The 13,038-nt window shown below is 63.5% G+C and carries 8 protein-coding genes; 5 read left to right on the top strand and 3 right to left on the bottom strand.

The features are described 5' to 3' along the window. Nucleotides 1–154: 154 nt before the first annotated feature. The gene (locus B9Z03_RS17745; protein WP_085465426.1) at nucleotides 155–1,012 is read right to left on the bottom strand and encodes a right-handed parallel beta-helix repeat-containing protein; all 858 of its coding nucleotides are present in this window, start codon (nucleotides 1,010–1,012) and stop codon (nucleotides 155–157) included. Between the two features lie 177 nt (nucleotides 1,013–1,189). On the opposite strand from B9Z03_RS17745, the gene glmU reads away from it, so the two are divergent. The 3 genes from glmU to B9Z03_RS17760 all read left to right on the top strand — a co-directional run bounded on the left by glmU (nucleotide 1,190) and on the right by B9Z03_RS17760 (nucleotide 5,266). After that, nucleotides 1,190–2,548, top strand: a complete 1,359-nt coding sequence (gene glmU, locus B9Z03_RS17750) for a bifunctional UDP-N-acetylglucosamine diphosphorylase/glucosamine-1-phosphate N-acetyltransferase GlmU (protein ID WP_085465427.1) — start codon at nucleotides 1,190–1,192, stop codon at nucleotides 2,546–2,548. A 153-nt stretch (nucleotides 2,549–2,701) separates the two neighbouring features. After that, entirely contained in the window at nucleotides 2,702–4,525 is a 1,824-nt protein-coding gene (gene glmS / locus B9Z03_RS17755) for a glutamine--fructose-6-phosphate transaminase (isomerizing) (protein WP_085465428.1), read from the top strand. 75 nt (nucleotides 4,526–4,600) lie between these two features. After that, on the top strand, nucleotides 4,601–5,266 hold the full coding sequence (locus B9Z03_RS17760) for a DUF502 domain-containing protein (protein WP_085465429.1): 666 nt from the start codon (nucleotides 4,601–4,603) through the stop codon (nucleotides 5,264–5,266). A 181-nt stretch (nucleotides 5,267–5,447) separates the two neighbouring features. On the opposite strand, the gene recG is transcribed toward B9Z03_RS17760, so the two are convergent. Then, nucleotides 5,448–7,556: an ATP-dependent DNA helicase RecG gene (gene recG, locus B9Z03_RS17765; RefSeq protein ID WP_085465430.1), complete on the bottom strand. Its 2,109-nt coding sequence runs from the start codon at nucleotides 7,554–7,556 to the stop codon at nucleotides 5,448–5,450. 304 nt (nucleotides 7,557–7,860) lie between these two features. On the opposite strand from recG, the gene B9Z03_RS17770 reads away from it, so the two are divergent. Together B9Z03_RS17770 and mfd are read left to right on the top strand one after the other, a co-directional pair. Continuing rightward, nucleotides 7,861–8,148, top strand: a complete 288-nt coding sequence (locus B9Z03_RS17770) for an FAD assembly factor SdhE (RefSeq protein WP_085465431.1) — start codon at nucleotides 7,861–7,863, stop codon at nucleotides 8,146–8,148. A gap of 3 nt (nucleotides 8,149–8,151) precedes the next feature. Further along, the gene (gene mfd, locus B9Z03_RS17775; RefSeq protein ID WP_085465432.1) at nucleotides 8,152–11,643 is read left to right on the top strand and encodes a transcription-repair coupling factor; all 3,492 of its coding nucleotides are present in this window, start codon (nucleotides 8,152–8,154) and stop codon (nucleotides 11,641–11,643) included. A gap of 37 nt (nucleotides 11,644–11,680) precedes the next feature. Here the strand turns inward: mfd and B9Z03_RS17780 are convergent, their stop codons facing one another. Then, nucleotides 11,681–12,841: a trypsin-like peptidase domain-containing protein gene (locus B9Z03_RS17780; protein WP_139832310.1), complete on the bottom strand. Its 1,161-nt coding sequence runs from the start codon at nucleotides 12,839–12,841 to the stop codon at nucleotides 11,681–11,683. Nucleotides 12,842–13,038: the final 197 nt, after the last annotated feature.

Genomic DNA, 13,038 nt, shown 5'->3' on the forward strand with positions numbered 1-13,038 from the left:
CTGTCGCCTCGCATTGGAGCGGACGCGGCTGGGTGATACAGATGCGTCGAAGCCCGATTAATCTGCAAAGTTGACAACGACGGAGTCAGTCTTAGCAACGAAGAGTTGATCCAATTTCATAAAACTCAAAAATCAACGAATCGCCTGTGGCCGACTACATCACGTCATTGCGAGCGCTGACGGCGCACGAAATTATGCCGGTAGCGAATCCAAGTATGCTGTTGTCTGTACAAATGGCCGTGCCACCTTCGATTCCGATGCCGAACCCGGCACCTGTATTGATCAGCATGTTGTGGCGTATGACGGCGCGCATTTCATTACTCGGGTACCCTGACAAGGGAGGGAAAGCGTAAATCGCCAGCGTGTTGGATGATTCGCCTGTAATGTTGGTAATGGTATTATCACTGATTTCAAGCTGCCTGGCATTTTGAAATGCTATTCCGATCCCAAAGGAATTCGCATATATGCCCGAGACCATATTATCAGTGATGATATTATTCCTATTTGACGATGTACCGGTTGCAGATATACCATATATGTATTGAGAAGACGGCGTCCCTGTGTTGGTCACCCGGTTCCTGCGCAGAATTGTCGTATCAGCTTCGCTGATGGCGATTCCACGAGATAAGCTGCCATCAACCTGCATGTCCTCGATAAGGTTATTGGCTCCCCAGGCGAGGACGATTCCACTATGAAAACCCTTGATCGCCCCATTGCGAACCGAGAGGAAACTGGCGTTGCTGGACAAAATTCCGATCGTGGTTGAGCTGCTTCCGCCACCCAGCCCGCCCAGTTTGAAGCCATTGAAATCGATGGTCACATGGTTGGAGGTGACGGTGATCGCGGCGCCGCTGACGGCGTTTGTCGAAAGGTTGTTTTTCAGGCAATAGACGCCTTGGACGCTGATTGTTGTCGGCACCGCGGTGATCGCAGTGCATGCGGTGGTTTCCGCCTGTGCGCAAGATGTCACGAAGCTCGCGGCCGCGGCAACGATGGTGAAAATTACTCGCATCGGAAATTTCCCCTTGCTGGCACTCCTTACGCTAGGGAAGGGAAATTTCGTGCATTAAGCAAGTAGTCATCGCAGTTCTGCCTGCCCCTACCTGATTGAATACTTCGGTTTGGAGGCGAATGCGGGTGATGATACAGATGCGCCGAATCCCGATCAACACGCACTGCGGATCCTTTCATGAGCGATAGAAGCTGCCTGACGATCATCCTTGCCGCCGGCGAAGGCACGCGCATGAAGAGTGCCATGCCGAAGGTGCTGCACGAGATCGCCGGCCTGCCCATGGTAGCACATGTGGCGAAGGCGGCGATCGCGGCGGGGGGCACGGATGTGGCCATCGTCGTCGGGCGCGGCGGCGAGGCGGTTCGCAAGGCGGTGACGCCGTTTGCGGCGGGGGCGGAGAGTTTCGAGCAGGTGGAGCGGCTCGGCACCGCACATGCGGTGCTCGCTGCCCGCGCGGCGATCGCGCGCGGTTATGACGACGTGCTGGTGATGTTCGGCGACACGCCGCTGATCGCGGCCGCACCGCTCGCGGCCGCGCGGAAACTGGTCGCGGAGGGCAATGCGGTCGCAGTCATCGGCTTTCGCACCGATGTGCCGGCCGGTTACGGTAGGCTGATCGAGAAGGACGGCCGGCTGGTCGCGATCCGTGAAGACAAGGATTGCTCGCCAGAGGAGCGGAAGATCGGCTTCTGCAATGGCGGGCTGATGGCGATCGACGGGCGCGAGGCGCTGGCCCTGCTCGACGCGGTTGGCAACGCCAATGCCAAGGGCGAGTATTATCTGACGGACATCGTCGAGATTGCCAATGCGCGGGGGCTGAAGGTCACCGCCACCGAGGCGGACTACGAGAACCTGCTCGGCATCAACAACCGCGCCGAGCTCGCCGAGGCGGAAGCGATCTGGCAGAAGCGCGCGCGGCGCGAGACGATGCTGTCAGGCGTGACGATGATCGCGCCCGAGACGGTATTCCTGTCGCACGACACCGAGATCGGCGCGGACACGGTTATCGAACCCAACGTCGTCTTCGGACCCGGCGCAAAGATCGCATCGGGGGTCACCGTCCATGCCTTCTCGCATATCGAGGGCGCGACGGTCGCGACCGGCAGCAGTATCGGGCCGTTTGCGCGGCTGCGGCCGGGCGCGGAGTTGCAGGAAAAGGCCAGGGTCGGCAATTTCGTCGAGATCAAGAAGGCCGTGGTGGGGCCGGGCGCCAAGGTGAACCACCTGACCTATATCGGCGACGCCGAGATCGGCGCGGGCGCGAACATCGGCGCCGGCACCATCACCTGCAACTATGACGGCTACAACAAGCACCTGACGCGGATCGGGGCAGGGGCCTTCATCGGCTCGAACTCGGCGCTGGTCGCACCTGTCTCGGTCGGCGACAACGCCTATGTCGCGTCCGGCAGCGTCATCACGGAAAACGTGCCGGACGACGGCCTCGCCTTCGGCCGCGCGCGCCAGGAGACCAAGCCCGGCCGGGCGAAGGCGCTGCGCGAACGTTATGCAGCGATCAAATCCAAGTCCCGCGGGTAAGACTTCCTGAAAACTATCCTGTCATGCTCGGTACCATGGCGGCGTTCGTTCGCTGCAATGGATTGAAACCAAGTTTGACTTCCGGCCGGGCCGCGCGCTGCCTACATGAGCGACGCATTGGCGAGTTCCGGGCGAATCGAGGGGTAGGTCTCAATGTGCGGTATCGTAGGCATCGTCGGCAGCACGCCGGTCGCGCCGCTGATCGTGGAAGCGCTCAAGCGGCTGGAGTATCGCGGCTATGATTCCGCCGGGGTTGCCACCGTCGAGCACGGCAAGCTCGAACGGCGTCGCGCCGAGGGCAAGCTGGTCAACCTCGAACGCCGCCTGAAGTCAGAGCCGCTCGACGGCTTCATCGGCATCGGCCACACCCGCTGGGCGACGCATGGCGTGCCGAACGAGGTCAACGCGCATCCGCATTTCTCCAAGGACGTCGCGATCGTCCACAACGGCATCATCGAGAACTTCGCCGAGCTGAAGGCCGAACTGCAGAAGGACGGTTACGAGTTCACCTCGCAGACCGACACCGAGGTCGTCGCGCATCTGGTGTCGCGCGAGCTCGCGCGGGGCAAGGCTCCGCAGGACGCCGCCTTCGCGGCGCTGAAGCGGCTGGAGGGCGCATTTGCGCTCGCGATCATGTTCCGCGGCGACGAGGACCTGATCGTCGGCGCCCGCAACGGCCCACCGCTGGCGGTCGGGCACGGCGAGGGCGAGATGTATCTCGGCTCCGACGCGATCGCGCTCGCGCCCTTCACCAACTCGATCACCTATCTCGAGGATGGCGACTGGGTGGTGGTGCGCCGCAACGAGATGCAGATCCACGACATGTCGGGCGCGCCGGTAGAGCGCAAACGCACCCAGTCGGTGGGCACATCCTTCCTGGTGGACAAGGGCAATTTCCACCACTTCATGCAGAAGGAGATCCACGAGCAGCCGGAGGTGATCTCCCACACGCTCGCCAACTATCTCGATTTCACCACCGGCACGGCAAAGCCGATCGAGCTGCCGTTCGACTTCGCCAAGATCGACCGGCTGTCGATCTCGGCCTGCGGCACCGCCTATCTCGCCGGGCTGATCGGCAAATACTGGTTCGAGCGGCTGGCGCGGCTGCCGGTCGACATCGACGTGGCCTCGGAGTTCCGCTACCGCGAAATGCCGATCTCCCCAGATAGCGCCGCGCTGTTCATCTCTCAGTCCGGCGAGACCGCCGATACGCTGGCCTCGTTGCGCTACTGCCGCAAGGCAGGCGTGCCGATCACGGCAATCGTCAACGTGCGCGAATCGACCATCGCGCGCGAATCCGATGCGATCTTCCCGACGCTGGCTGGGCCGGAGATCGGCGTCGCCTCGACAAAAGCCTTCACGTGCCAGCTCGCGGTGCTGGCTTCGCTTGCGGTGCGGGCGGCCCGCGCGCGCGGCCATGTCGACGCGAAGCAGGAGCAGGCGCTGGTACGCCAGCTCTCCGAGACGCCGCGCATCGCCAGCCAGGTGCTGAAGCTCGCCGAACAGATTGAGAAGGTGTCGCGCCAGCTCGCCAAGGTGAAGAACGTGCTCTACCTGGGGCGCGACACCAACTATCCGCTGGCAATGGAAGGTGCACTGAAACTCAAGGAAATCAGCTACATCCATGCGGAAGGTTATGCGGCAGGCGAGCTGAAGCATGGCCCGATCGCGCTGATCGACGAGAAGATGCCGGTGATTGTCATCGCGCCGCACGACCGCATCTTCGAAAAGACGGTGTCCAACATGCAGGAGGTCGCGGCGCGCGGCGGCAAGATCATTCTGATCACCGACCAGAAGGGCGCGGCACAGACCAGCCTGCAGACGATGGAGACGATAGTGCTGCCCGACGTGCCGGAGATCATCACGCCGATCGTCTACGCGCTGCCGATCCAGATGCTGGCTTATTACACGGCGGTGTTCATGGGCACCGACGTCGACCAGCCGCGCAACCTGGCCAAGTCGGTCACGGTGGAGTGACCGCGGTCATCGGTTCATTTTCCTGCCGCAGTGCAATATGAAGGAGGCCATGAGCGCCTCCTTCCGGTCCCACCGATGACACGTCTGCGGAATTATTTCCTCGCCGGGCTCATCGTCTGCGCGCCTCTTGCTATCACGGCCTATCTGGTGTGGTCGTTCATCCACTGGGTCGACGGCTGGGTGAAGCCCTACATCCCGTTGCGCTACAATCCAGACAATTACCTGCCGTTTGCAGTGCCTGGCTTCGGCCTGATCGTCGCGCTGCTGATGATCACGCTGGTCGGCTTCCTCGCCGCCAACTTCATTGGCCGCGCCATCGTGCATTCGGGCGAGCGGGTCGTCGGGCGCATTCCGCTGGTGACCAATCTCTATGGCGGGTTGAAGAAGATCTTCTCGACCGTGCTCGCCAACCGGTCGGACCTCTTTCAGCGCGTCGGACTGGTTGAATGGCCGCGACGCGGCCTTTGGTCGATCGTGCTGATCCCGCGCCAGCAGCCGACGGAAATCAACGAAGCGCTTTCGGAAAAGGAGGGCAGGACGATCGCCGTCTTCCGTCCCATCTCGCCCAACATCACCACTGGCTACATCATGTATGTCGCCGAGAAGGACGTGATCCCGCTCAAGATGTCGATCGAGGAGGCGGCGCGGTTTTTAATTTCGGCGGGACTGGTGACGCCGGACGAGGAGGGCGGACCGCTTTCGGCTGAGAAGGCGCTGAAGAAGCCGAGGCCGGAGAAGTAAGCTTCGAACGAGCTGACTATCGGTGACAGCTGGCTTTTCGGTCGGGCGAGCTTATCGTGCAGGGCGTCATCCTCGGGCTTGTCCCGAGGATGTGCTGCCATTGCGTGAACTTCGAACAAAAAGCAAAATTCAAATCGGTAGATCCTCGGGACAAGCCCGAGGATGACGGCGCTGGAGATGTTCACCCGGCCCTGAGCAGCCGCACCGCCTCGTCGCGGCCGAACAGATAGAGCAGCAGCCGGACGGCTTCGCCGCGCTCCGAGACGAGCTCCGGGTCGCGCGACAGCAGCAGGCGCGCGTCGTCGCGGGCGACTTCGAGCAGGTCGGCGTGGAACTCGATGCGGGCCACCTGGAAGCCCGGCGTGCCGGACTGTTTGGTTCCCAGGAGATCGCCTTCGCCGCGCAGCTTCAGGTCCTCCTCGGAGATGAGGAAGCCGTCCTCGGTCTCGCGCATCACCGACAGGCGCTTGTGCGCCGTCTCGCCGAGCGGGGCCTTGTAGAGGAGGACGCAGGTCGAGGGCTTGTCGCCACGCCCGACGCGGCCACGCAGCTGGTGGAGCTGGGCGAGGCCGAAGCGCTCGGCGTGCTCGATGACGATGATCGTGGCGTCTGGCACGTCGACGCCGACCTCGATGACGGTGGTCGCCACGAGCACGCGCGTCTCGCCCGCCTTGAAGGAGCGCATCGCCTCGTCCTTCTCCGCGCCCTTCATGCGGCCGTGCACCAGGCCGACGCGCTCGCCGAACACGGGCTTCAGGGAGGCATAGCGGTCCTCGGCGGAGGTCAGCTTGATTTCGTCGGACTCTTCCACCAGCGGGCATATCCAGTAGATCTTCTGGCCCTCGGCGACCGCCGCCTGCATGCGCCCAACGAGGTCTTCGAGACGGTCGAGTGGCAGCGTCACGGTATTGATCGGCCGCCGCCCGGCGGGCTTTTCCGTCAGGCGCGACACGTCCATGTCGCCGAAGGCGGTGAGCACCAAGGTGCGCGGGATGGGCGTGGCCGTCATCACCAGCATATCGGGCGCGGTGCCCTTGGCGGTGATGGCGAGGCGCTGATGGACGCCGAAACGGTGCTGCTCGTCGACGATTGCCAGACCGAGGTCGTGATATTCGACGCCCTCCTGGAACAGCGCGTGCGTGCCGACGACGATGTGGATCGAGCCGTCCGCCAGCCCTTCCAGCACTTCCGCCCGCTCTCGGCCCTTTTCGCGGCCGGTGAGCACGGCGGCCTTGAGGCCGGCCTTCGCCGCCAGCGGCGCGATGGTCGCATGATGCTGGCGCGCCAGGATCTCGGTCGGTGCCATCAGCGCGGACTGGGCGCCGGCTTCAGCCGCGCGGGCCATGGCAAGCAGCGCCACCACGGTCTTGCCGGAGCCGACATCGCCCTGCAGCAGGCGCAGCATCCGCTCAGGCTTCTCCATGTCGGCATGGATCTCGGCGAGTGCCATCTGCTGCGAAGTGGTCAGCGAGTAGGGCAGGGCGTCGCGGATCGCCTGCTCCAGAGCGCCGTCGCCTTCAAGCGGACGGCCGGAGAGCCGCCGCGTGCGGGCCCTGACCAAGGCAAGCGACACCTGGCCGGCGAGCAGCTCGTCATAGGCGAGACGGCGCCAGGCGGCGTTTTCCGGCGACACATCGATCGGATCGGCGGGGTTGTGGATACGGCCTAGCGCGTCGGCGAAGGCGGGAAACGTGTGCGTTTTCATCACGCTCGCGTCCTGCCACTCCGGCAGGGGGGGCAGCCGCGTCAGCGCCTGAAGGATCGCCTTGCGCAACGTGCGGCCCGACAGGCCGGCCGTCAGCGGATAGACGGGCTCGACCAGCGGCAGGTCTTCGTCCTTGCCGAGCACGGCGATGTGGTCGGGATGCACCATGGTCGGGCGGCCATTGAACCACTCCATCCGGCCGGAGATGACCACCTGCTCGCCGACCGGCAGCTGCTTTTCCAGCCATTCGCGGTGGCCGCGAAAGAAGGTCAGCCCGATTTCGCCGGTGTCGTCATGCGCGAAGACCCGGTAGGGCACCGAGCGGTTGCCGCGCGGCGGCGGCTGGTGGCGGTCGACTCGCACCTCCAGCGTGACGATCGCGCCTTCCGGCGACAGCGCGATGCCCGGCCGGTTGCGCCGGTCGATCACGGAATGCGGCAGGGTGAAGACGAGATCGCCGATTCGTGCCCCGCGCCCGGTCACGTCGGCCGGCACGACATTGTCGATCAGCCTGGCCGTGCGCTCGCCGACGCCGTCGAGCGAGGTGATGGGCGCGAAGAGCGGATCGAGGAGCGAAGGGCGCATCAGCGCACCCCAATACCAGATGTCGGCGGGACGGCGCGCGCCCCTGGCCTGCCGGCCATCTCCCTCTCAAGGGAGGAGATTGGCAGCTTCGGCGACGCGCGTAATCTACCTCCTTGAGGGAGAGATTGGCAGCTTCGGCGACGTGCGTAATCTCCCCCCTTGAGGGGGAGATGGCCGGCAGGCCAGTGGGGGGTATTCGGAAGCGCTGCGTTCACGACCGGACCATAGCCCCGCAAACCTCCAGTGCAAGGCTGACATCTGCGGATCAAGGCGCTATATGCGCCGTCTCTGAAGGAATTTCCCCATGACCGGAACGACCCGCTCCAGCGCCGACCTCGATCCGCGCCGCCGCAAGGCGCTGTTCCGCTCGTGGCATCGCGGCACGCGCGAAATGGACCTCATCCTCGGTGGTTTCGCCGACGACCATATCGGCGAGCTGAGCGATGCCGAAATGGATCTCTACGAGGTGGTGCTCGACCAGCTCGACCCGCTCCTGTTCAAATGGTTCTCCGGCGAGGAGCCGGTCCCCGCCGAGCACGACACGGCCGTCTACCGAAAGATCCTCGACCACCGCCGCCACAGGCAGTTCTGACGCATGAAACTGATCGATTCATTCGGCTTCGACGGCATCGACGCCGCGCAGGCAACCATCGACGGCGTGGCCGAGGGTTTTGAACCTTTTGCCGTTGCACGTATCGCGGCGGAGGCCGGCAAGGACCGCCCGGTGATCTTCGTCGCCCGCGACGGCCAGCGCCTGCCGGGGATCGTCGAGGCGCTTGCCTTCGCCGACCCGAAGCTGCCGGTGCTCGAACTGCCGGCCTGGGATTGCCTGCCCTATGACCGCGTTTCGCCGGGTGCCGATACGGCCGCCCGCCGCCTCGATGCGCTGTCGGGCATGATCGCGCTGAAGGAGAAGCCGCACCGCGCCGTGGTGCTGACCACGGCCAACGCCATCCTGCAGCTGATCCCGCCACCCGAGATCATCGCCGCGCAGGGCTTTTCGGCGCGGCCGGGCAACCAGGTGAACATGAACACGCTGATCGCGCGGCTGGAGGGCTCCGGCTTCGACCGCGTCGGCACGGTGCGCGACGTCGGCGAGTTCGCGGTGCGCGGCGGCATCCTCGACCTCTATGCGCCGGGCACAAACGAGCCGCTGCGGCTCGACTTCTTCGGCGACACGCTGGAGTCGATCCGCGCCTTCGACCCGGCCACCCAGCTCACCACCGGTTCGCGGCCGCAGGTGTCGCTGCAGCCGATGAGCGAAGTGGCGCTGACGCCCGACACGATCAGCCGCTTCCGCCGCGGCTATATCGACACGTTCGGGGCGCCATCGCGGGATGATGCACTCTATGCCGCGGTGAGCGAAGGCCGCCGCTTCGCCGGCATGGAGCACTGGCTGCCGCTGTTCTATGAGCGCCTCGTCACGGTGTTCGACTACCTGCCCGATGCGCCGGTCGTATTCGACGCGCTGGCGCATGAGGCGATCGCGGAACGGCGGACGCAGATCGAGGACCATTACGACGCGCGCCTGCGCACGGCCGAATCGAAAAGCCTCGGCGAGGCCGTGCCCTACAAGCCGATCGCGCCGGACCGGATGTATCTGTCCGCCGACACGCTGGCGAAGGCGGGGGCAGGGCGGCTGTCGGTGGATCTGACCGCGTTCGAGGTGCCGCATGTGCCGGGCCGCAGGCTGGTGCATGCCCGGACCAAGGCAGGCCGCAGTTTCGCGCAGGAGCGGCAGGACCCGTCGCAGAACGTGTTCGACCACGCGGTGAACCACATCGCCTCGCTGCGTGCCTCGGGCCGCAAGGTCATGGTTGCCGGCTGGAGCGAGGGCTCGCTGGACCGACTGACGCAGATCCTCGACGACCACGGCCTCGGCAACATGGAGCGCGTCGCCTCGTTGGCCGGGCTGGAGGCGTTGTCGCGCGACAAGGTCGGCCTTGCCGTCCTGCCGCTGGAGCATGGATTCGAGACCGAAAAGCTGGTCGTCGTCGCCGAACAGGATCTTCTCGGCGACCGGCTGGTGCGCCGGGCGCGGAAGAAGCGCGCCGCCGACTTCATTTCGGAGGCAGGATCGCTGTCGACGGGCGACATCGTCGTCCACCAGGACCACGGCATCGGCCGCTTCATCGGCCTGAAGACGATCGAGGCAGCGGGCGCACCGCACGACTGTCTCGAGATCCATTACGCGGGCGATGGGCGGCTGTTCCTGCCGGTCGAAAACATCGAGCTTCTGTCGCGCTTCGGCTCGGACAATGCCGAGGTGGCGCTCGACCGGCTGGGCGGCGGGGCCTGGCAATCGCGCAAGGCGAAGCTGAAGAAGAAGCTGCTCGAAATGGCCGGGCAGCTCATCCGCATCGCCGCCGAGCGCAAGATGCGCGGTGCGCCGTCGCTGGTGCCGGCCGACGGGCTCTATGGCGAGTTCGCCGCCCGCTTCCCCTATGACGAGACCGATGACCAGCAGAACGCGATCGACGCGGTGCTGGACGACCTGTCGCTCGGCCGGCCGATGGACCGGCTGATCTGCGGCGACGTCGGCTTTGGAAAAACAGAAGTTGCCCTCCGCGCGGCCTTCGTAGCGGCCATGGAGGGCTTCCAGGTCGCGGTCGTGGTGCCCACCACGCTGCTCTCGCGCCAGCACTTCAAGACCTTCTCCGAGCGCTTCAAGGGTCTGCCGGTGCGTGTGCGCCAGGCGTCAAGGCTGGTGACGGCGAAGGAACTCTCGGAGACGAAGAACGGGCTTGCCGACGGCACGGTCGACATCGTCGTCGGAACGCATGCCCTGCTGGGCTCCTCGATCAAGTTCAAGAACCTCGGCCTTTTGATCATCGACGAGGAGCAGCACTTCGGCGTCAAGCACAAGGAGCGGCTGAAGGAGCTGAAGAGCGACGTGCACGTGCTGACGCTGTCGGCAACGCCTATCCCGCGCACGCTGCAACTGGCGCTCACCGGCGTGCGGGAACTCTCGCTTATCGCCACGCCGCCGGTCGACCGCATGGCGGTGCGCACCTTCATCTCGCCCTTCGATCCGCTGGTGATCCGCGAGACGTTGCTGCGCGAGCGCTATCGCGGCGGACAGAGCTTCTACGTCGTGCCGCGCATCAGCGATCTAAAGGAAATCCATGATTTCCTTCGCGAAACCGTTCCTGAACTGAAGGTCGCCACCGCCAACGGGCAGATGCCGGCCGGCGAGCTGGACGACATCATGAACGCCTTCTACGACGGCCAGTACGACGTGCTGCTCTCGACCACGATCGTCGAATCCGGCCTCGACATCCCGTCGGCCAACACGATGATCGTGCATCGCGCCGACATGTTCGGCCTGGCGCAGCTCTACCAGTTGCGCGGGCGGGTAGGGCGCTCCAAGGTCCGCGCCTATGCGTTGTTCACCCTGCCGGCGAACCGGAAGCTCACGGAGACCGCCGACCGGCGTCTGAAGGTACTGCAATCGCTGGATACGCTGGGCGCCGGCTTCCAGCTGGCCAGCCACGATCTCGACATTCGCGGCGCGGGCAACCTGCTGGGCGAGGAACAGTCGGGCCACATCAAGGAGGTCGGCTTCGAGCTCTACCAGCAGATGCTGGAGGAAGCCGTCGCCGAGGTGAAGGGCGAGCCTGAAGCGACAGACGGCACCTGGTCGCCGCAGATCACCATCGGCACCGCGGTAATGATCCCTGAAAGCTACGTCGCCGACCTGCAACTGCGTCTCGGCCTCTATCGTCGCATCGCGGATCTCGACACGCCGGAGGAGATCGACGCTTTCGGCGCCGAACTCATCGACCGCTTCGGGCCGCTGCCAGACGAGGTGCAGCACCTGTTGAAGATCGTCTACATCAAGGCGCTGTGCCGCAAGGCCAATGTCGAAAAGCTGGATGCCGGGCCGAAGGGCGTCGTCGTCCAGTTCCGCGACAAGACCTTCGCCAACCCGGCCGGGCTGGTGAAGATGATCGCGGAGCAGGGCTCGCTGGCGAAGATCCGCGGCGACCAGAGCGTGGTGTTCATCCGCGACTGGCCGACGCCGGCGAAGCGGCTGCAGGGCTCGGCGGTGGTGATCACGCAGCTGGCGCGGCTGGCCGCGGGATGAGTCGACTGGTCATATTGAGGCCGTCTGCCACCGACAATTATTTGATCCCGCTGTCGACGCCATGCTTGAGGCTAACAGGTCCAACGCGATTCTTTAGCCAGCATTCCCGCTTCTTTCGAACGTACGAAAACGCGCGGCAGAGATTATCGATCTCACATTCCAAGTAACAGGTTATGAAGTCGGTCTTCAGTCGCCGATAGTCGCTTCCAGGAATATCTTTTCCTGATCCGATGACGAAGGTCGAGAGCTTCATCTCCGCGCTCAGTTCGTCGACTACCATCGCGTAGGCGTCAGCGTTCTGAACTAAGAGCTTGGCATCATCTTTCAGAAAACAAAATCGTTCGCGCTTGTTGTAAGTGATCGCGCTACATCTACTATCGTCGACACAGGCTTGCTTGCACTGCTGAAGTCCGACGTTCCGAAGCGTTGCGTAGTCGAAGCCAACAACATCGTGTCCGTCCAATGTGCTGAACTTTCGCGAAGCGCGATACGGTTCAGGTAAAGGAACCGTCGTAGAAGTGGTGGACTCGCTACCTTTTTGCCCAGTCCCTCCTCCATAGCAAACGATCTGAAGGATGGCTGGCTGCAACCGTTCGGCTAGATCTGCAGTCGTAAGTTCGACGCTCGCCGTGGAAGCAACTTCAAACTCAATAGATCTGCTTTCGAGGAACGTCTGCAACAAGGTCGCACGGATCGCGAAGTTCACATTCTGGGGCAGCGCGCCACCACCTGCCTCGGGCCTCAGAGTGGCGGTTGTTACTCCGAGCAGCGCACCTTTGCGATCAACAATGGGTCCGCCCGAGTTACCCGGCTGAATGGGCGTCGATATCTGCAAGTAACGGGTATCGTCACCCAATCCCATTAATGAATTCACATTGCCTGTAGTAATCTTTACCGATGAAGAAAGAACAGAAGCGAGCGGATAGCCGAACGCGGCGATGTCCTCGCCCAGACGAGCGCCCGACGGCCTGATGGCAATTACAGTTGTCGATTTAGCGTTGATCCGAATCGCCGCCAGATCGTTGCCAACATCCAGTTTCACTTCGGATATGCGAGAACCATCCCCGGTGGTTATGCGTGAGCAATCTCGGATGACATGGGCATTAGTGACTGCCCAACCGTCAGAATTCACGAAGAAGGCCGTACCCGATCCAACAGGCTCTTCCGCGTGCGTAGCTATGGCCATAAACCAAAGCATAAACAAAGCTGAGCAAAGCCGTAAACACTTCGAACTTCGCAACGTACTCACCTGCCGAACGCATAACACGCACCAGTAAGCGCTACTTTTTGCAGGAATCCAACCTGTGACGAACTAGTGCGAAGGTTGAAGGGACGGTAAGCAGCATACGCTGCTGAGGATCAACTGCCTTCGGTAACCTCCCGTCGTTCGCTGGC

Source organism: Mesorhizobium australicum, from assembly GCF_900177325.1.
Lineage (GTDB): Bacteria > Pseudomonadota > Alphaproteobacteria > Rhizobiales > Rhizobiaceae > Mesorhizobium_A > Mesorhizobium_A australicum_A.

Excerpts from the sequence above, each read along its gene's own strand:
- B9Z03_RS17745 (WP_085465426.1), bottom strand. The coding sequence starts at position 1,012 with ATGCGAGTAATTTTCACCATCGTTGCCGCGGCCGCGAGCTTCGTGACA.
- glmU (WP_085465427.1), top strand. The coding sequence starts at position 1,190 with ATGAGCGATAGAAGCTGCCTGACGATCATCCTTGCCGCCGGCGAAGGC.
- glmS (WP_085465428.1), top strand. The coding sequence starts at position 2,702 with ATGTGCGGTATCGTAGGCATCGTCGGCAGCACGCCGGTCGCGCCGCTG.
- B9Z03_RS17760 (WP_085465429.1), top strand. The coding sequence starts at position 4,601 with ATGACACGTCTGCGGAATTATTTCCTCGCCGGGCTCATCGTCTGCGCG.
- recG (WP_085465430.1), bottom strand. The coding sequence starts at position 7,556 with ATGCGCCCTTCGCTCCTCGATCCGCTCTTCGCGCCCATCACCTCGCTC.
- B9Z03_RS17770 (WP_085465431.1), top strand. The coding sequence starts at position 7,861 with ATGACCGGAACGACCCGCTCCAGCGCCGACCTCGATCCGCGCCGCCGC.
- mfd (WP_085465432.1), top strand. The coding sequence starts at position 8,152 with ATGAAACTGATCGATTCATTCGGCTTCGACGGCATCGACGCCGCGCAG.
- B9Z03_RS17780 (WP_139832310.1), bottom strand. The coding sequence starts at position 12,841 with ATGCTTTGGTTTATGGCCATAGCTACGCACGCGGAAGAGCCTGTTGGA.